This window comes from Pseudomonas sp. NPDC089396, from assembly GCF_044749545.1.
Taxonomy (GTDB): domain Bacteria; phylum Pseudomonadota; class Gammaproteobacteria; order Pseudomonadales; family Pseudomonadaceae; genus Aquipseudomonas.
In genome coordinates, this window is sequence record NZ_JBIVIC010000006.1 from 131,989 (window position 1) to 149,945 (window position 17,957).

Annotated in this window: 18 protein-coding genes; 10 read left to right on the forward strand and 8 right to left on the reverse strand. The window is 60.9% G+C overall.

The features are described 5' to 3' along the window. Positions 1–119: 119 nt before the first annotated feature. Both rhlB and ACIPZB_RS13035 read right to left on the reverse strand, forming a co-directional pair. On the reverse strand, positions 120–1,583 hold the full coding sequence (rhlB, locus tag ACIPZB_RS13030) for an ATP-dependent RNA helicase RhlB (RefSeq protein ID WP_400640523.1): 1,464 nt from the start codon (positions 1,581–1,583) through the stop codon (positions 120–122). A gap of 101 nt (positions 1,584–1,684) precedes the next feature. Then, complete coding sequence (locus tag ACIPZB_RS13035; protein WP_008100004.1) at positions 1,685–2,341, reverse strand: alpha/beta hydrolase; 657 nt, start codon at positions 2,339–2,341, stop codon at positions 1,685–1,687. A 334-nt stretch (positions 2,342–2,675) separates the two neighbouring features. On the opposite strand from ACIPZB_RS13035, the gene ACIPZB_RS13040 reads away from it, so the two are divergent. The 4 genes from ACIPZB_RS13040 (at position 2,676) to ACIPZB_RS13055 (ending at position 6,833) form a co-directional block, all read left to right on the forward strand. Next, complete coding sequence (locus ACIPZB_RS13040) at positions 2,676–3,704, forward strand: amino acid ABC transporter substrate-binding protein (RefSeq protein ID WP_400640524.1); 1,029 nt, start codon at positions 2,676–2,678, stop codon at positions 3,702–3,704. Between the two features lie 67 nt (positions 3,705–3,771). Beyond that, on the forward strand, positions 3,772–4,950 hold the full coding sequence (locus ACIPZB_RS13045; protein WP_400640525.1) for an amino acid ABC transporter permease: 1,179 nt from the start codon (positions 3,772–3,774) through the stop codon (positions 4,948–4,950). A 10-nt stretch (positions 4,951–4,960) separates the two neighbouring features. Continuing rightward, a complete protein-coding gene (locus ACIPZB_RS13050; RefSeq protein WP_400640526.1) occupies positions 4,961–6,058 on the forward strand; it encodes an amino acid ABC transporter permease in 1,098 nt (365 codons plus the stop codon). A gap of 10 nt (positions 6,059–6,068) precedes the next feature. Beyond that, entirely contained in the window at positions 6,069–6,833 is a 765-nt protein-coding gene (locus tag ACIPZB_RS13055; RefSeq protein WP_008098600.1) for an amino acid ABC transporter ATP-binding protein, read from the forward strand. A 122-nt stretch (positions 6,834–6,955) separates the two neighbouring features. Here ACIPZB_RS13055 and algW read toward each other — a convergent pair whose 3' ends face one another. Continuing rightward, entirely contained in the window at positions 6,956–8,116 is a 1,161-nt protein-coding gene (algW, locus tag ACIPZB_RS13060) for a Do family serine endopeptidase AlgW (protein ID WP_400640527.1), read from the reverse strand. A gap of 157 nt (positions 8,117–8,273) precedes the next feature. Between algW and ACIPZB_RS13065 the strand changes: the two genes are divergently transcribed. The 4 genes from ACIPZB_RS13065 (at position 8,274) to ACIPZB_RS13080 (ending at position 12,952) form a co-directional block, all read left to right on the forward strand. Further along, positions 8,274–9,032, forward strand: coding sequence for a Nif3-like dinuclear metal center hexameric protein (locus ACIPZB_RS13065; RefSeq protein WP_400640528.1), 759 nt, complete (start codon positions 8,274–8,276; stop codon positions 9,030–9,032). Positions 9,033–9,271: 239 nt separating this feature from the next. Then, complete coding sequence (gene cysD, locus ACIPZB_RS13070) at positions 9,272–10,189, forward strand: sulfate adenylyltransferase subunit CysD (RefSeq protein WP_003251799.1); 918 nt, start codon at positions 9,272–9,274, stop codon at positions 10,187–10,189. 16 nt (positions 10,190–10,205) lie between these two features. Then, positions 10,206–12,107 (forward strand): sulfate adenylyltransferase subunit CysN, encoded by a 1,902-nt coding sequence (gene cysN / locus ACIPZB_RS13075; protein WP_400640530.1) that lies wholly within the window; start codon positions 10,206–10,208, stop codon positions 12,105–12,107. A 212-nt stretch (positions 12,108–12,319) separates the two neighbouring features. After that, entirely contained in the window at positions 12,320–12,952 is a 633-nt protein-coding gene (locus tag ACIPZB_RS13080) for a hypothetical protein (RefSeq protein WP_400640531.1), read from the forward strand. A gap of 44 nt (positions 12,953–12,996) precedes the next feature. Here the strand turns inward: ACIPZB_RS13080 and ACIPZB_RS13085 are convergent, their stop codons facing one another. From ACIPZB_RS13085 to ACIPZB_RS13100, 4 genes are all read right to left on the reverse strand, one after another. Next, positions 12,997–13,665, reverse strand: a complete 669-nt coding sequence (locus ACIPZB_RS13085) for an RES family NAD+ phosphorylase (RefSeq protein ID WP_400640533.1) — start codon at positions 13,663–13,665, stop codon at positions 12,997–12,999. Between the two features lie 244 nt (positions 13,666–13,909). Then, complete coding sequence (locus tag ACIPZB_RS13090) at positions 13,910–14,170, reverse strand: bacteriocin immunity protein (protein ID WP_400640534.1); 261 nt, start codon at positions 14,168–14,170, stop codon at positions 13,910–13,912. Beyond that, on the reverse strand, positions 14,167–14,487 hold the full coding sequence (locus ACIPZB_RS13095; RefSeq protein ID WP_400640535.1) for an S-type pyocin: 321 nt from the start codon (positions 14,485–14,487) through the stop codon (positions 14,167–14,169). The genes ACIPZB_RS13090 and ACIPZB_RS13095 overlap by 4 nt, the downstream gene beginning before the upstream one ends. 284 nt (positions 14,488–14,771) lie before the next feature. Then, positions 14,772–15,251 carry an Lrp/AsnC family transcriptional regulator gene (locus ACIPZB_RS13100; RefSeq protein WP_400640537.1) on the reverse strand — a complete coding sequence of 160 codons (480 nt, stop codon included), beginning with the start codon at positions 15,249–15,251 and terminating at the stop codon, positions 14,772–14,774. A 127-nt stretch (positions 15,252–15,378) separates the two neighbouring features. Between ACIPZB_RS13100 and ACIPZB_RS13105 the strand changes: the two genes are divergently transcribed. Next, entirely contained in the window at positions 15,379–16,575 is a 1,197-nt protein-coding gene (locus tag ACIPZB_RS13105; protein WP_400640539.1) for a methionine gamma-lyase, read from the forward strand. A 150-nt stretch (positions 16,576–16,725) separates the two neighbouring features. On the opposite strand, the gene ACIPZB_RS13110 is transcribed toward ACIPZB_RS13105, so the two are convergent. After that, positions 16,726–17,163: a YhcB family protein gene (locus ACIPZB_RS13110; RefSeq protein ID WP_008093630.1), complete on the reverse strand. Its 438-nt coding sequence runs from the start codon at positions 17,161–17,163 to the stop codon at positions 16,726–16,728. Between the two features lie 135 nt (positions 17,164–17,298). On the opposite strand from ACIPZB_RS13110, the gene ACIPZB_RS13115 reads away from it, so the two are divergent. After that, positions 17,299–17,934, forward strand: coding sequence for an alpha/beta hydrolase (locus tag ACIPZB_RS13115; RefSeq protein ID WP_400640541.1), 636 nt, complete (start codon positions 17,299–17,301; stop codon positions 17,932–17,934). Positions 17,935–17,957: the final 23 nt, after the last annotated feature.

Here is a 17,957-nt window from a genome sequence, read left to right on the forward strand (position 1 = left end):
GGGCTTTGCCCCGGATCGCCGGCAAGCCGGCTCCCACAGGTACTGCACCGTTCTCCAAGCCAGTGGCGATCCTGTGGGAGCCGGCTTGCCGGCGATTGGGCTGCAAAGCAGCCCCAATTTCAATGATGCTTGCGCGGCACCGGTTTCAATAGCTCATCCGGCGGCATCTCACACTTGATCTTGCGCCCCAGCAGCTCCTCGATTGCCGGCAACTGGTAGGAATCATCCTCACCGGCAAAGCTGATCGACACACCACTGCTGCCCGCACGGCCCGTACGGCCAATGCGGTGCACGTAGTCATCCGGGTCTTCCGGCAGGGTGAAGTTGATCACATGGCTGATGCCATCGATGTGAATCCCGCGCCCCGCCACGTCAGTGGCCACCAGCACGGTGATACGGCCTTCGCGGAAGCTCTCCAGGGTACGGATGCGCTTGTGCTGCGGCACGTCGCCAGACAATTGCGCGGCATTGATGCCATCGCGTACCAGCTTCTCTTCGATGCGCCGCACTTCGTCCTTGCGGTTGGCGAATACCATCACCCGCTCCCACTTGTTCTGGGTCACCAGGTTGTACAGCAGCTTGTACTTGTCGCTGCCGGCCACCGCGTAGACGTGCTGTTCGACGGTTTCGCTGGCGACGTTTTCCGGTTCGATCTCGACGATCGCCGGGTTGGTGGTCCACTGCTTGGCTAGGTTCATCACGTCTTCGGTGAACGTAGCGGAGAACAGCAGGGTCTGGCGTTCGCTCTTCGGCGGGGTCTGGCGGATGATCTGCCGTACCTGGGGGATGAAGCCCATGTCGAGCATACGATCGGCTTCGTCCAGCACCATCACCTCGACCATGTCCAAGTGCACTTCACCGCGCTGGTTGAAGTCCAGCAGACGGCCCGGAGTAGCCACCAGGATGTCGCAATGGCGGGCTTCCAGGGCCTTGAGCTGCTTGTCGAAGTCCATGCCGCCGACGAAGCTCATGACGTTCAGGCCGGTGTATTTGGTCAGGGCGACGGCGTCCTTGGCGATCTGCACCACCAGCTCGCGGGTCGGGGCGATGATCAGCGCGCGCGGTTCGCCCATGAAGCGTTCCTTGGGCGGCGGCGTCTGCTGCAACTGCGAGATGATCGAAATGAGGAACGCGGCAGTCTTGCCGGTGCCGGTCTGGGCGCGGCCGATGGCGTCCTGGCCACGCAGGGTATAACCCAGCACCTGGGCCTGGATCGGCGTGCAGTACGGGAAACCGAGGTCGTGGATGGCGTGCATCAGCTCGTTGGAGAGCTTGAAGTCATGGAAGCGGGTCTTGCCTTCCTGCGGCTCGACCACGAAGTCTTCCGGCTTCCACAAGCTGGCTTGAGGTTTGGGCTTGCGTTCGCGGCGCGGTTTGTCCTTGGCCGGTTTCTCGGCGGCCGGTGCGGTAGCGGGCGTTTCGGCCGGGACGCTGCTGGGCGTGCCGTGGGGAGCCTTGTGCTGCGGCTCGGGCTGAGTCTCGGGTGCCGCGACGGGGGCCGGCGGCGTGACGCTGGCAGCAGGAGCGACGGCCTGGGGCGCGGCGTCTCCCTTGCCGAATATTTTCTTGAGTGCCTTGAGCACGATCGTCTCGTCAACTGGTTAAGGAATGTACGCCCGGCAGTGTAAAGCAAGAACCGGGCGCGGCGTAGCGGAATACTCCCACAACTACAGGCGAGCCTTGCTTATTGCAACTGCTTGCTCAACCAGTCGTGGATATCGCTCAGTTCCTCGACGGCCACTTCATGTTCCATCGGGTACTCGTGCCAGCGGGCGGCGACGCCCCAGGTGTTCAGGTATTCGAAGGCGGTACGGCCCATGGCCGGGATCACCACAGAGTCGTGCACACCATGCAGGCACAGGGCCGGGGTGCGCTGCTGGCAGGCGCTCAGCTGGTGGCTGTCGGTGAAGGTCGGGGCGTAGGTGGACAGGGCGATCACCCCGCCCAGCGCTTCCTGCCACCTTATATAGGCGGTGTGCAGCACCACGGCGCCGCCCTGGGAGAACCCCGCCAGGAAGATCCGCGACAAACTGATGCCCTTGGCCTGTTCCGCCTTGATCAGGTCGATCACCTGGTCGGCCGAGGCTTCGAGCTGCACTTCGTCGATGGCACGGGCCGGGGTCATGGCCTTGATGTCGTACCAGCTGGGCATGGCGTAGCCGCCGTTGATGGTCACCGGGCGGGTCGGTGCCTGGGGCATGACGAAACGTGTGCTGAGCAGGCGCTCCTGCATGAATTCGGCAACGGGTAGGAAGTCGTAACGGTCGGCACCCAGGCCGTGCAACCAGATCACACAGGCGTCTGCGGTTTTCTGCGGTTCGAGAATGAGCGGGTGGGTCATGACTGCTCCGAAAGTGTGCGTGCTTTGTTGTTAAGTGCGTAAAAAAGAGGCGCAGGAATTAATTGTCGGAAAAAGAATGTCGCAACGATACAAGTTTCACTACTTGACGATTGCTTAATCGCTCCAGCCTTCGAGTGTGGTACGCGCTTTGCTACGAAACCATTTGATACGAAGGGGCAAACCCAGACGGTAACACCCTTTGTACGCGAAGGCTGTCATAGAACGGCCCATTGCGCCAATTGACCCAATAACAAGCCAACTCGGGTCGGATGCGCCTCAAAAGGGTGCGGTGCAATTCCGGCTCGGTACAACAAGAGCGATTTGGAGGTTGTGAATGAAGATGCTGAAAACCACCCTGGCAGTCCTGACCGCTGCCGCCGCGCTGGGCGCCGTGAGCACTGCCCAGGCCGGCGCCACGCTCGATGCGGTAAAGAAGAAGGGCTTCGTCCAGTGTGGCGTGAGCGACGGTCTTCCAGGCTTCTCGGTACCTGATGCGCAGGGCAAGATCGTCGGTATCGACGCCGACGTCTGCCGCGCCGTGGCCGCCGCCGTGTTCGGCGACGCCAGCAAGGTCAAGTTCAGCCAGCTCAATGCCAAGGAGCGCTTCACCGCCTTGCAGTCCGGCGAAGTCGACGTGCTGTCGCGCAACACCACCTGGACCAGCTCGCGCGATGCCGGCATGGGCCTGGTGTTCGCCGGCGTCACCTACTATGACGGCGTTGGCTTCCTGGTCAACAAGAAGCTCGGCGTGTCCAGCGCCAAAGAACTGGATGGCGCGACCATCTGCATCCAGGCAGGTACCACCACCGAACTGAACGTGTCGGACTTCTTCCGCGCCAATGGCCTGAAATACACCCCGATCACCTTCGACACCTCCGACGAAAGCGCCAAGTCGCTGGAATCTGGCCGTTGCGACGTGCTGACCTCGGACAAGTCGCAACTGTTCGCCCAGCGCTCCAAGCTGGCCGCGCCGACCGACTACGTGGTGCTGCCGGAAACCATCTCCAAGGAACCGCTGGGCCCGGTGGTGCGCAAGGGCGACGAGGAGTGGTTCAGCATCGTCAAGTGGACCCTGTTCGCCATGCTCAACGCCGAAGAGGCGGGCATCACCACGAAGAACGTCGAGGCTGAGGCCAAGTCCACCAAGAACCCTGACGTGGCCCGCTTGCTCGGCGCGGATGGCGAGTACGGCAAGGACCTCAAGCTGCCCAAAGACTGGGTAGTGCAGATCGTCAAGCAAGTCGGCAACTATGGCGAAGTGTTCGAGAAGAACCTGGGCCAGAGCACTGACCTGAAGATCGACCGTGGCATGAACGCCCTGTGGAACAACGGCGGCATCCAGTACGCGCCACCTGTGCGCTGATGGCTGCACCCTGCGGCGGCATCCCGCCGCCGCAGGCTGTTCGAATCCCTACTGTCCGGGGCACTTCATGCAAAATCGAATCGGCGCACAAAAGGGGCTTACCCTGAGCGATCCACGTGTGCGCGCGTGGCTGTTCCAGATTCTCACGATCATCTTCGTGGTGGGTCTGGGCTGGTACCTGTTCCACAACACCCAAACCAACCTGCAACACCGGGGCATCACCTCCGGTTTCGACTTCCTCGAGCGCAGTGCCGGCTTTGGTATTGCCCAGCATCTGATCCCCTATGTGGAGTCCGACAGCTATGCGCGGGTGTTCGTCATCGGCCTGCTCAATACCCTGCTGGTCACCTTCATCGGCGTCATCCTGGCGACCGTTCTGGGCTTCATCATCGGTGTGGCGCGGTTGTCACCAAACTGGATGATCAACAAGCTGGCGACGGTCTATGTAGAGACATTCCGTAACATTCCGCCGCTGCTGCAGATCCTGTTCTGGTATTTCGCCGTGTTCCTGACCCTGCCAGGGCCACGGGGCAGCATCAATATCGACGACACCTTCTTTATCAGCAACCGTGGCCTGAACATGCCGGGCGCCTCCATGGCCGAAGGCTTCTGGCCGTTCGTGGTGGCACTGGCGCTGGCACTGGTGGCCATAGCGGCGATGCTGCGCTTTGCCAACAAGCGCTTCAACGAAACGGGCGAACCCTTCCACAAGTTCTGGGTGGGCCTGGCGCTGTTGCTGGTCATTCCAGGTGCCTGCGTGCTGGTGTTCGGCAGCCCGCTGTACTGGGAAGTACCGCAACTGAAGGGCTTCAACTTCGTCGGCGGTTGGGTGCTGATTCCCGAGTTGCTGGCGCTGACCTTGGCGCTGACCATCTACACCGCAGCGTTCATCGCTGAAATCGTGCGTTCCGGTATCCGTTCGGTCAGCCATGGCCAGACCGAAGCCGCCCGTTCGCTTGGCCTGCGCGAGGGCCCGACGCTGCGCAAGGTGATCATCCCCCAAGCCCTGCGGGTGATCATTCCGCCACTGACCAGCCAATACCTGAACCTGGCGAAGAACTCATCGCTGGCCGCCGGTATCGGCTACCCGGAGATGGTCTCGCTGTTCGCCGGTACCGTGCTCAACCAGACCGGCCAGGCCATCGAGGTGATCGCCATCACCATGAGTGTCTATCTCGCCATCAGCATCAGCATTTCGCTGCTGATGAACTGGTACAACAAGCGCATTGCGCTGATCGAGCGGTGAGGATACGCCCGTGAATGCTCATGTTTTCAAACCTGACATGCCGCCACCGGTGAAAACCGTGGGCGCGCTCGCATGGATGCGGGCCAACCTGTTCTCCAGCTGGCTCAACACCCTGCTGACGCTGTTCGCTTTGTACCTGGTGTGGCTGATCGTGCCGCCACTGGTGCAATGGGCGTTCATCGACGCCAACTGGGTGGGGACTTCCCGCGCCGATTGCACCAAGGAAGGCGCCTGCTGGGTGTTCGTCCAGCAGCGCTTCGGCCAGTTCATGTACGGCTACTACCCGACCGAGTTGCGCTGGCGCGTGGACCTGACCGTGTGGCTGGCGGTGCTGGGTGCCGCGCCGCTGTTCATCAAGCGTTTCCCGCGTAAGGTCGCGTATGGCCTGGGCTTCCTGGTGCTGTACCCGATCCTGGCCTACACCTTGCTGCACGGGGGCTACCTGGGGCTGGACACAGTCCCTACCAGCCAGTGGGGCGGGCTGATGCTGACCCTGGTGATCGCCACCGTGGGCATCGTCGGCGCCTTGCCGCTGGGTATCCTGCTGGCCCTGGGACGGCGCTCGCGCATGCCGGCGGTGAAGGTGGTCTGCGTGACCTTCATCGAGTTCTGGCGCGGTGTGCCGCTGATCACCGTGCTGTTCATGTCGTCGGTGATGCTGCCGTTGTTCCTGCCCGAAGGCATGAGCTTCGACAAACTGCTGCGGGCGATGATCGGCGTGATCCTGTTCCAGTCGGCCTATATAGCCGAGGTGGTACGCGGCGGCCTGCAGGCCATTCCCAAGGGCCAGTACGAAGCGGCCGCGGCCATGGGCCTGGGCTACTGGCGCTCGATGGGCCTGGTGATTCTGCCGCAGGCGCTCAAGCTGGTGATCCCCGGCATCGTCAACACCTTCATCGCCCTGTTCAAGGACACCAGCCTTGTGATCATCATCGGCCTGTTCGACCTGCTCAACAGCGTCAAGCAAGCCGCTGCCGACCCCGCCTGGCTGGGCATGGCCACCGAGGGCTACGTGTTCGCCGCCCTGGTGTTCTGGATTTTCTGTTTCGGTATGTCCCGCTACTCCATGCACCTGGAGCGCAAGCTGGACACTGGCCACAAGCGTTAGGAGTTTCGAAATGAGTGAAGCGATCAAGCAGCCTGCCGGCCCCGAAGGGATCATCCAGATGCAGGGTGTGAACAAATGGTACGGCCAGTTCCATGTGCTCAAGGACATCAACCTGAACGTGCGTCAGGGCGAGCGTATCGTGTTGTGCGGGCCGTCCGGCTCGGGCAAGTCCACCACCATCCGTTGCCTCAACCGTCTGGAGGAGCACCAGCAGGGGCGCATCGTGGTCGACGGCGTGGAGCTGACCAACGACCTCAAGCAGATCGAGGCGATCCGCCGCGAGGTCGGCATGGTATTCCAGCATTTCAACCTGTTCCCGCACCTGACTATCCTCGAAAACTGCACCTTGGCGCCCATGTGGGTGCGCAAGATGCCCCGGCGCAAGGCCGAGGAAATCGCCATGCATTACCTGGAGCGGGTTCGCATTCCGGAGCAGGCGCTCAAGTATCCGGGGCAGTTGTCCGGTGGTCAGCAGCAGCGCGTGGCCATTGCGCGGGCGCTGTGCATGAAGCCGAAGATCATGCTGTTCGATGAGCCGACCTCGGCGCTCGACCCGGAAATGGTCAAGGAAGTGCTGGACACCATGGTCGGCCTGGCCGAGGACGGCATGACCATGCTCTGCGTGACCCACGAGATGGGCTTTGCCCGTACGGTGGCGAACCGGGTGATCTTCATGGACAAGGGGGAGATCGTGGAGCAGGCGGCGCCGGATGATTTCTTCGACCGGCCGCGTAGTGATCGGACCAAGTTGTTCCTTAGTCAGATCCTGCATTGATGCTGTTGGGGCCGCTTTGCGGCCTTTTCGCGACACAAGGCCGCTCCTACAGAGGAACGCAATTCCTGTAGGAGCGGCCTTGTGTCGCGAAAGGGCTGCAAAGCAGCCCCAGATTTCAATCCTTACTTCTCTTCCTGAGTCGTAGCAGGAGCAGGCGGCGGCCGCAGCCCCACCTCGGCCACCAGCTTCAACTGCTGCCCATTGCGCATCACCTCGATGGTGATCTTCTCGTTAGGCTTGATCCGCGCCACCTGGTTCATCGACTTGCGCCCATCCCCGGCGGGCTCGCCGTTGATGCTCAGGATCACGTCACCCAGCTGCAACCCCGCTTTCTGCGCCGGCCCGTCGCGGAAAATCCCCGCCACCACGATGCCCGGGCGCCCTTGCATGCCGAACGACTCGGCCAGCTCCTGGCTCAGCGGCTGCACCTCGATGCCCAACCAGCCTCGGATCACCTGGCCGTGCTCGACGATCGACTTCATTACCTCCAGCGCCAGCTTCACCGGAATGGCGAAACCAATACCCTGGGAGCCACCGGACTTGGAGAAGATCGCGGTGTTGATGCCCACCAGGTTGCCGTTGGCATCCACCAGCGCACCGCCGGAGTTACCCGGGTTGATCGCAGCGTCGGTCTGGATGAAGTCTTCGTAGTTGTTCAGGCCCAGCTGGTTGCGGCCCGTGGCGCTGATGATGCCCATGGTCACGGTCTGGCCAACACCGAAGGGGTTGCCGATGGCCAAGGTCACGTCGCCGATATGAATGCTGTCGGAGCGGCCAATGGTGATGGCGGGCAGGTTCTTCAGGTCGATCTTCAGCACCGCGAGGTCGGTCTCGGGGTCGCTGCCGATCACCCGGGCCAGGGTTTCGCGGCCATCCTTGAGCGCCACCACGATCTGGTCGGCACCGCTGGTGACGTGGTTGTTGGTCAGCAGGTAGCCCTCGGGGCTCATGATCACCGCCGAGCCCAGGCTCGACTCCCAGCGCCGCTGCTTGGGCAGGTTGTCACCGAAGAAACGGCGGAACTGCGGGTCTTCGAACAGCGGGTGGGCGCTCTTGTTGACCACCTTGGTGGTGTACAGGTTGACCACCGCCGGCGCGGCCAGGGTCACGGCGTCGGCATAGGACACCGGTCCTTGCATGATCTTCGTGGTCTGCGGCGCCTGTTGCAGGTTGACGTCCTGGCTGGGCAGACCGACCCACTGCGGGAAACGCTGGATGATCAGCATGGCGATCAATATGCCGGTAAGCAGGGGCCAGCCAAAATAACGCAAAGCCTTGAACATGAACGAAATCCTGGAAAGAGCGGGGCGAGTGGTCGCGCGATGGGGCACGAACGCGCGCGATCATACACCGGTTCCCCCGATGCCGGCGACGGCCCATAATGGCGGGCATTATACGGGCGTTGTGTCCGAGAAAAGCGCAGATTTCGAGGAGATTTTCATGGCTGTCGCTCTGAACACCCTGGTCGAGGAAGCCGAGCGCTACCTGGGCAGTGCGAAGATCCACGATTATTGCCCCAATGGCCTGCAAGTCGAAGGCCGTCCGCAGGTCAGCCGTATCGTCAGCGGCGTCACCGCCAGCCAGGCGTTGCTGGATGCCGCGGTCGAGGCCGAGGCGGACCTGGTGCTGGTGCACCATGGGTACTTCTGGAAGGGCGAGAACCCGTGCATCACCGGGATCAGGCAGCGCCGCCTGAAGACTCTGCTGAAGAACGATATCAGCCTGCTGGCCTTCCACCTGCCGTTGGATGTGCACCCGGAGGTGGGCAACAACGTGCAACTGGCGCGGCAGCTGGACATCACCGTCGAAGGGCCGCTGGACCCGGAAAACCCCAAGGTGGTGGGGCTGGTCGGCTCGCTGGCCGAGCCGATGACCGCGCGTGACTTCGCCCGTCGCGTGCAGGAGGTGATGGGGCGCGAGCCGTTGCTGGTCGAAGGCGACCAGGTGATCCGTCGGGTCGGCTGGTGCACCGGGGGCGGGCAGGGGTACATCGACACGGCGATCGCGGCTGGGGTAGACCTGTACCTCACGGGTGAAGCGTCCGAGCAGACTTATCACAGTGCTCGCGAGAACGGCGTCAGCTTCATTGCGGCCGGGCACCATGCTACCGAGCGCTATGGCGTGCAGGCGCTGGGCGACTACCTGGCGCGGCGGTTTGCCCTGGAGCATCTGTTCATCGATTGCCCTAATCCGATCTGACCGTAAGGGCCTCATCGCCGGCAAGCCGGCTCCCACAGAGTCCCCACAAGCCTTGAAACCAGTGGTGTCCCTGTGGGAGCCGGCTTGCCGGCGATGAGGCCGCAACGCCAAACCCCCAGTCATATCGTTAGACTTTTTCGATCTAGTCCGCCTCCTAAATAGAATCAGCTGCTGTGATAAAGTGGCTCGCTCGAACACGGCCCGCAGGCCGTCCATAAGATCGTTTTTCGTGAGTAGCCATGGTCGACAAACTGACGCACTTGAAACAGCTGGAGGCGGAGAGCATCCACATCATCCGCGAGGTGGCCGCCGAGTTCGACAACCCGGTGATGCTGTACTCGATCGGCAAGGACTCCGCCGTGATGCTGCACCTGGCGCGCAAGGCCTTCTTCCCGGGCAAGCTGCCGTTCCCGGTGATGCACGTCGACACCCAGTGGAAATTCCAGGAGATGTACAGCTTCCGCGACAAGATGGTCGAGGAAATGGGCCTGGAGTTGATCACCCACGTCAACCCCGAGGGTGTGGCGCAGGGCATCAACCCGTTCACCCATGGCAGCTCCAAACACACCGACATCATGAAGACCCAGGGCCTCAAGCAGGCGCTGGACAAGCATGGTTTCGACGCCGCCTTCGGTGGTGCGCGCCGCGACGAAGAGAAGTCGCGGGCCAAGGAGCGGGTCTACTCGTTCCGTGACAGCAAGCACCGCTGGGACCCGAAGAACCAGCGTCCCGAGCTGTGGAACGTGTACAACGGCAAGGTCAACAAGGGCGAGTCGATCCGCGTGTTCCCGCTGTCCAACTGGACCGAGCTGGACATCTGGCAGTACATCTACCTCGAAGGCATTCCGATCGTGCCGCTGTACTTCGCCGCCGAGCGTGAAGTGATCGAGAAGAACGGCACCCTGATCATGATCGACGACGAGCGCATCCTCGAGCACCTCTCCGAGGAAGAAAAGGCGCGCATCGTCAAGAAAAAGGTGCGTTTCCGTACCCTCGGCTGCTACCCGCTGACGGGCGCTGTCGAGTCGGAAGCCGAAACGCTGACCGACATCATTCAGGAAATGCTCCTGACGCGCACTTCCGAGCGCCAGGGCCGAGTCATCGACCACGATGGCGCCGGTTCCATGGAAGACAAGAAACGTCAGGGCTACTTCTAATTTTCAGGGTTACTCCATGTCGCACCAATCCGATTTGATCAGCGAAGACATCCTCGCTTATCTGGCTCAGCACGAGCGTAAAGAACTGCTGCGTTTCCTCACCTGCGGCAACGTGGATGACGGCAAGAGCACCCTGATCGGGCGCCTGCTGCACGATTCGAAGATGATCTACGAGGACCACCTCGAGGCCATCACCCGCGACTCGAAGAAGTCCGGCACCACCGGCGAGGAAGTCGACCTGGCGCTGCTGGTCGACGGCCTGCAGGCCGAGCGTGAGCAGGGCATCACCATCGATGTGGCCTACCGCTACTTCTCGACCGCCAAGCGCAAGTTCATCATCGCCGACACCCCGGGCCACGAGCAGTACACCCGCAACATGGCTACCGGCGCCTCGACCTGCGACCTGGCGATCATCCTGGTCGATGCCCGCTACGGCGTGCAGACCCAGACCCGCCGGCACAGCTACATCGCCTCCTTGCTGGGCATCAAGCACATCGTCGTTGCGGTCAACAAGATGGACCTCAAGGGCTTCGACGAGCAGGTCTTCGAGTCGATCAAGGCTGACTACCTGAAGTTCGCCGAGGCCATCGACCTCAAGCCGTCGAGCCTGCACTTCGTGCCGATGTCGGCGCTCAAGGGCGACAACGTGGTCAACCGCAGCGAGCGTTCGCCGTGGTACACCGGCCCTGCACTGATGGAAATCCTGGAAACCGTCGAAGTGTCGGCCGACCGCAACGTCACCGACCTGCGTTTCCCGGTGCAGTACGTCAACCGCCCGAACCTGAACTTCCGCGGCTTCGCCGGCACCATCGCCAGCGGCGTAGTGCACAAGGGTGACGATATCGTGGTGCTGCCGTCGGGCAAGAGCAGCCGGGTCAAGTCCATCGTCACCTACGAAGGTGAGCTGGAAAACGCCGGCCCAGGCCAGGCCGTGACCCTGACCATGGAAGACGAGATCGACATCTCCCGTGGCGACCTGCTGGTGCATGCCGACAACGTCCCACCGGTGACCGACCAGTTCGACGCCATGCTGGTGTGGATGGCCGAAGAGCCGATGCTGCCGGGCAAGAAATACGACATCAAGCGCGCCACCAGCTACGTGCCGGGCTCGATTGCCAGCATCACCCACAAGGTCGATGTGAACACCCTGGAGCAGGGCGCTGCCAGCGCACTGCAGCTGAACGAGATCGGCCGCGTCAAGGTTGCCCTGGACGCCTCGATCGCCCTGGACGGCTATGACAGCAACCGCACCACCGGTGCGTTCATCGTCATTGACCGCCTGACCAACGGCACCGTCGGTGCCGGCATGATCATCGCCCCGCCCGTATTGCCGCATGGCAGCACCGGCCAGCATGGCAAACTGGCCCACGTGGCCACCGAAGAACGCGCCCTGCGCTTCGGCCAGCAGCCGGCCACCGTGCTGTTCAGCGGCCTGTCTGGCGCCGGCAAGAGCACCCTGGCCTACGCCGTGGAACGCAAGCTGTTCGACATGGGCCGTGCGGTCTATGTGCTCGATGGCCAGAACCTGCGTCATGACCTGAACAAGGGCCTGCCGCAGGACCGCGCTGGCCGCACCGAGAACTGGCGCCGCGCCGCCCATGTGGCGCGCCAGTTCAACGAAGCCGGCCTGCTGACCCTGGCTGCCTTCGTGGCCCCGGATGCCGAAGGCCGCGAGCAGGCCAAGGCACTGATCGGCAAGGAGCGTCTGGTGACTGTTTATGTCCAGGCTTCCCCGCTGGCCTGCCGTGAGCGTGACCCACAGGGCCTGTACGCCGCCGCTGGCGACAACATCCCGGGCGAAAGCTTCCCGTTCGATGTGCCGCTGGATGCTGATCTGGTGATCGATACTCAGAACACCAGTGTCGAGGAAGGCGTGAAGCAGGTGCTGGATGTGCTGCGTCAGCGTGGCGCGATCTAAGCGCTGGTGCTGCATGAAAAACCCCGCTTCGGCGGGGTTTTTTGTGGGTGCTCGTCGCGATGTTTTTGCGTTCATGAGATCGAGCGCCGCCACAAATCCCAATACAGCCACCAAGCGCTAAGTTGACGAATAGACAGATTGACAAGTTGACATGATTTTTGGCTCGGTCTAGCCTGTCCACAGAGGGGCGATTCAGGCCCTGAGGAGTAACCATGACGACCGTTGCACGCAACGCTATCCACCCGCCTATCGCCCGACTCGAGGCCGCCAAAGCTGCACTTCGCGAGCGCTTTGAGGAGCATCTTGCCCGTGCATCCGAAGCGGTCGTGCTCAAGGCGGTGGAGCTTGCGGACGAAAAGGCGTTCGCTGCACTTGCCAAGGTAGACGTCGACTCAAAGCGCAGTGTCGCAACGCGCAACCAGGAAGCCATGGCCAGGATGAAGGCGCGCGCATTCGAGCGTGTCGCCAGCCGTTGCGAGTTGCTGGACGCTAAAGCGGCATACGAAATACTGGGGATAACGAAACAGGCACTGAGCCAGAAAACCAAGGCTGGAAAACTGCTGGCTTACACCAATAACGGTACTCGCCGAAAATTCTACCCAGCGTTTCAATTTGCAGACAACAAGCCAAAGGCGGTTGTGGCAAGCCTGATCCAGGCACTCGATGTGGACCCAGCCGATACCGAGGCCATGAATTTTCTCGTGCAGCATCTGGTCGGCAAGATGGACTATGCCGACCCTGGTGAGCCCAGCAATGAAAAGCCGCGTTTCGAGTTGCTGGACGACAGCGAAGCCCTTGAAATCATCAAGCGTGATTATGTGAATGCCTTGGAAGCAGGGCAGTAACAAACGGGCCTCACGGTAGGCCCGGTTGTGTGTACTTATTCCAGCTATTCCAGCGGTACGCCTAGGCTATCCAGAAACTCCACAGCCGTTTCCCCATTCGGCAGTACAACCTCCATTATCAGCCGATGGCGTACAGCTTTGACTTGGGTTGGGCGGCCTTCGAACAAAACCAGATTGCAGCCATTCATGGAGCCGGTCACGGTATAGACCGCTGACTGATAAAGTAGCCCGTCAATTTCACCCCGATGCATGCACGCCTGACTGAATTCCTGGGTAAGTGCATATCCCTGCCTGCCTTGCCCCTTCGCCTGCACGATATCTCGTACTTTGTGATGGGTGGCCCGGTTCGCCAGCGCGGCCACGTCCACCACATACAACTTACGAACAGCACTGAGTTGATGCAGCGAGGATTGTTCAAGCTGCGAGAGACGCACGGGTTGATCATCGACACCTTGGCCGGGTTGGAAAGTCTCGGCCACGGCTACTTCCTCGGTAAAGCCGAGATAGTAGACGCCGACCTGTTTGGCAGGATCGGCGTAACGGGTATCGGAATCAGCTCGGTAGTTGACCGGGTTGTCATCGTACCGAGACGGTTGAACGCGGTACAGATCCGTGCCAGCGGAGATCTGCCGCACCAGATCAGGGTATTTTTCCAGCGTTTTCAGCACTGAGCCGGTTACATCGTTATCGTGCTGCGTGACTTTGCTGCTCATGAAGTCTCTCCAGCCGTTCGCGCTGATGCGTGGAGAAGCTGCCAAGAGGAGGTGTGAGCGACCTAGCTCTTCTTGGGTTCGAGGGATTTGAAGTGCTGGTCGTAGTCACTTTGTCTTTCGCACCCTTGTTTGTAAGGGTCCATGTCACAGCCGAATTTCAGGTCTTGTTGGTTAGGCAAAAGAAAGAATTTGCCATCGGCGCAGCCGGATAGAAGCAGTACTAACACCAGTAGAGTTTTTTTCATCACACATCCTTGAACAGGGGCATTCCCTTCGACTTTCGCCAGGCCATGATACGTGCGGTCACCTGCTCCGCGCAGCCTTCCTGCGGATTCCGTGGGTAATAGATCAGGTCCGATCTATCAGGATGCTCAACCATTTCAATGAAGTGCTCCAGCAAGCGATCTTGCCAGGCCGAGGTGCCAGCGGCTCTTAACAATTCTTCCACGGCGGCGTTGAATTCGGCGTAGGTGTAGTCAGCCAGGCTGCGCTTTTTGCTGATCACCAGGTCACCTCCGATGACAGTGCGTAATGCAGGGCGCTCATCATCCGCAGGTTGTCCGATTCGTACATCGCGCCACCGAATTCAGGCGAGTCGAGGTGGCAGATCTGGTAAGAGCGCAGGCCTCTCGCGGTTTCTGCGAATGGCGCGCGCAGTGGCCAGCCTTTCTTGATGCGGTTGAGTTGGGAACCTATGAATTGCTGCGAGTAGACAGGGTCTTCGGCGATTGTCATCCAGAAGGCTTGGGAAAAATCATCGAAATTGTCGAAGGTCTGCTTGGCCGTTTTCTTTGCAATGTGGTCTGGGAGGTAGACAGCCATGTCAGCGTACTCTCTTGAGGGGGTACTGAGATCATCACTTTGGTTGATTGGAATTAAAATATCCGCCGTGCCGATTTGGAGGTGAGGCTTTTTTTACCAGCTTGTAGGAATATTCCTCGACAATGTTGATTTCGTTTACACCTGCTCAGGCTGCCGAGCCGAGCCGAGCCGAGCCGAGCCGAGCCGAGCCGAGCTGTAACGCCCAGTCCGCTTTGAGTTTTTCGCTCTCCGATTTCAGGTCGTTGGTTTCGTCGTTGGGTGATAAATGGGGATTGTCTTGCTGTTTAGATATGCGTTTCTGTTACTGGGATTATTCGTTTTTCCTTAACTGCCTTGTAGGAAAAACTTGAGTAGATTTCCTTAACTCCCGGTAACCGCTGCAGCACCTCACGGGTAAACTCCCCGAACGATTCAAGATCTCTTGCCAGAATTTCCAATAAGAAGTCATAACGTCCTGAAATATTGTGGCAGGCCACGATCTCGGGGATTTCCATCAGTCGCCGCTCAAACGCCAATGCCATGTCCTTGGTATGCGAATCCATCATGATGCTGACAAACGCAGTCACTCCAAACCCCAGCGATTTGGGCGAAAGAATCGCCTGATAACCGGTGATGTAGCCATTGTCTTCAAGCAACTTGACCCGTCGCCAGCAAGGCGAGGTCGTCAGCGCAACCTGGTCGGCGAGTTCTGAAACAGTCAGGCGGGCGTTGTCCTGCAGGGCGGCGAGCAGGGCACGGTCGGTGCGGTCGAGACTGGTAGGCATGGTTTGCCCTCCTGGTGGGCTTTTTATTGTTTTTGTTCCAATACACCCTCGAATGCGTGGGCAAATTTGGAAAAAATCAGGCAGCACGGAGGCATAAGCTTAGAACAAACCATCAGAGGCTGTTGCCATGCGCGACTCCCATAACAACACCGGTTTTTCCACCCGAGCCATCCACTATGGCTACGACCCGCTGTCCCACGGTGGTGCGCTGGTTCCGCCGGTTTACCAGACCGCAACCTATGCTTTTCCGACGGTTGAATATGGCGCAGCGTGCTTTGCCGGGGAGGAGGGTGGGCATTTCTACAGCCGTATCTCCAACCCGACCCTGGCGCTGCTGGAGCAGCGCATGGCGTCCCTTGAAGGCGGTGAGGCCGGGTTGGCCCTGGCGTCGGGCATGGGCGCCATCACCTCGACCTTGTGGACCTTGCTACGGCCCGGTGATGAGTTGATCGTCGGCACCACACTGTATGGCTGCACCTTCGCCTTCCTGCACCATGGTATCGGCGAATTCGGCGTGAAAATCCGCCATGTCGACCTGAACGACAGCAAAGCGCTCAAGGCGGCAATCACCCGCAAGACCCGGATGATCTACTTCGAAACCCCGGCAAACCCCAACATGCAGCTGGTCGACATCGCAGCGGTAGCCGAAGCGGCGCGTGGGCATGACATTCACATCGTGGTGGATAACACCTACTGCACACCCTACCTGCAACGGCCGCTGGAGCAGGGCGCCGATCTGGTGGTGCATTCGGCCACCAAGTACCTCAGCGGCCACGGTGATATCACTGCGGGGTTGGTGATCGGGCGACGGGCGCTAATTGACCGTATCCGACTGGAAGGCCTCAAGGACCTGACCGGCGCCGTGTTGTCGCCGCACGATGCCTCGCTGTTGATGCGGGGTATCAAGACCCTGGCTCTGCGCATGGATCGCCATTGTGCCAATGCCCAGCAAGTAGCGGAGTACCTGGCGCGCCAGCCGCAGGTCGAGTTGATTCACTATCCGGGGCTGCCGACGTTCGGCCAGTATGCGTTGGCCCAACGGCAGATGCGTTTGCCGGGCGGGATGATCGCGTTTGAACTCAAAGGCGGCATCGAGGCCGGTCGGCGATTCATGAATGCGCTGCAGCTCTTCGCCCGGGCGGTGAGCCTGGGGGATGCCGAATCGCTGGCGCAGCATCCGGCGAGCATGACCCATTCGAGCTATACCCCTGAAGAGCGCGCGCACCATGGGATATCGGAGGGGTTGGTGCGGTTGTCGGTAGGCTTGGAGGACGTGGAGGATCTGCTGGCGGATGTCGAGCAGGCGTTGAAGGCTTGTAGCTGATTTGTCTGCGCAGGCCCTATCGCCGGCAAGCCGGCTCCCACAGTGTCCGCGTCGCTGCAAAAACCTGTGGGAGCCGGCTTGCCGGCGATGAGGGCGGTGAAATCCACACAAGAAAAAGGCCTCTTTCGAGGCCTTGTTCATTTCAGCGAATCAACGCTTGAGCCCGTAGCTCTCATCGAGCATGCCCGGCGAGTTCGGTGTTTTCGGCGCATAGTCGCGCGGCACTTCGGCGGTGTCGCGTGGCGGCGTCAGGCGGTCACGTGGGCCCTGGGCCGATTCGGAGTGCAGGGCCGCCAGCAGGCGCTGACGGGTCACTTCATCCAGGGCCAGGCTGTTGGCGCCTTCGGCCAGGTGATCCTGCACATCCTGATAGCTCTGGGTCAGTTTCTTGACCAGCACGGCGGTGCTGTTGAAATGGGTGACCACTTCGTTCTGGTAGCTATCGAAGCGCTTCTGAATGTCATCCAGTTGACGCTGGGTGCTGCTGGGCGCGGCGTTGGGCAGCAGGCGCGCCACGACGAAGCCGATGGCGACGCCAATGACCAGGGCCAGGGTTGGCAACAACCAAACAAGGAGCGAGAGTTCCACGAGTCCTTCCTCTATAAACGGCTTTGCTTTACGTTAACGGCTCAGACCTGCGCTGTATACCGCGAGCGATCGCAAATCAGAACAGAATTCCACACCTAGACGAATCGACCCCCTTCGAGGTCACGGAGTAGTGCCTTGCTTGTCCGCGAAACCCCCTTGTTCATCGATGGCCCCCAAGGCCAGCTGGAAGCCTTGTACCTGGACGTGGCCGACGCCCGCGGTGCGGTGCTGATCTGCCACCCGAACCCGGTCCAGGGCGGCACCATGCTCAACAAGGTGGTCTCGACCCTGCAGCGCACCGCGCGTGATGCCGGTTATGTGACCTTGCGTTTCAACTACCGCGGTGTCGGCCAGAGTGCCGGCAGCCATGACATGGGCGCTGGCGAAGTGGCCGATGCCGAAGCCGCTGCCGCCTGGCTGCGCGAGCAACACCCGCAGTTGCCGCTGGTGCTGATGGGGTTCTCGTTCGGTGGTTTCGTCGCCACCAGCCTGGCCGGGCGTTTGGAAGGTGCCGGTGCGTCGCTGCAGCATCTGTTCATGATCGCCCCGGCGGTGATGCGCCTGACCGCCGAATTCCCGCTGCCGCAGCACTGCCCGATCACCGTGGTCCAGCCTGACGCCGACGAAGTCGTGGCGCCGCAGCTGGTTTACGAATGGTCCGACACCCTGTCGCGTCCCCATGAGCTGCTGAAAGTGGCAGAATGCGGACACTTCTTCCATGGCAAGCTGACCGATCTGAAAGATCTGCTGCTGCCGCGCCTTTCGAATTGAGCCAAGCCTGAATAAGCGAACAC

Bases quoted from the DNA above. Each gene is read 5' to 3' on its own strand.
- ACIPZB_RS13035 (WP_008100004.1), bottom strand. From the start codon at position 2,341: ATGACCCACCCGCTCATTCTCGAACCGCAGAAAACCGCAGACGCCTGT.
- ACIPZB_RS13040 (WP_400640524.1), top strand. From the start codon at position 2,676: ATGAAGATGCTGAAAACCACCCTGGCAGTCCTGACCGCTGCCGCCGCG.
- ACIPZB_RS13045 (WP_400640525.1), top strand. From the start codon at position 3,772: ATGCAAAATCGAATCGGCGCACAAAAGGGGCTTACCCTGAGCGATCCA.
- ACIPZB_RS13055 (WP_008098600.1), top strand. From the start codon at position 6,069: ATGAGTGAAGCGATCAAGCAGCCTGCCGGCCCCGAAGGGATCATCCAG.
- algW (WP_400640527.1), bottom strand. From the start codon at position 8,116: ATGTTCAAGGCTTTGCGTTATTTTGGCTGGCCCCTGCTTACCGGCATA.
- ACIPZB_RS13065 (WP_400640528.1), top strand. From the start codon at position 8,274: ATGGCTGTCGCTCTGAACACCCTGGTCGAGGAAGCCGAGCGCTACCTG.
- cysD (WP_003251799.1), top strand. From the start codon at position 9,272: ATGGTCGACAAACTGACGCACTTGAAACAGCTGGAGGCGGAGAGCATC.
- cysN (WP_400640530.1), top strand. From the start codon at position 10,206: ATGTCGCACCAATCCGATTTGATCAGCGAAGACATCCTCGCTTATCTG.
- ACIPZB_RS13080 (WP_400640531.1), top strand. From the start codon at position 12,320: ATGACGACCGTTGCACGCAACGCTATCCACCCGCCTATCGCCCGACTC.
- ACIPZB_RS13085 (WP_400640533.1), bottom strand. From the start codon at position 13,665: ATGAGCAGCAAAGTCACGCAGCACGATAACGATGTAACCGGCTCAGTG.
- ACIPZB_RS13095 (WP_400640535.1), bottom strand. From the start codon at position 14,487: ATGGCTGTCTACCTCCCAGACCACATTGCAAAGAAAACGGCCAAGCAG.
- ACIPZB_RS13100 (WP_400640537.1), bottom strand. From the start codon at position 15,251: ATGCCTACCAGTCTCGACCGCACCGACCGTGCCCTGCTCGCCGCCCTG.
- ACIPZB_RS13105 (WP_400640539.1), top strand. From the start codon at position 15,379: ATGCGCGACTCCCATAACAACACCGGTTTTTCCACCCGAGCCATCCAC.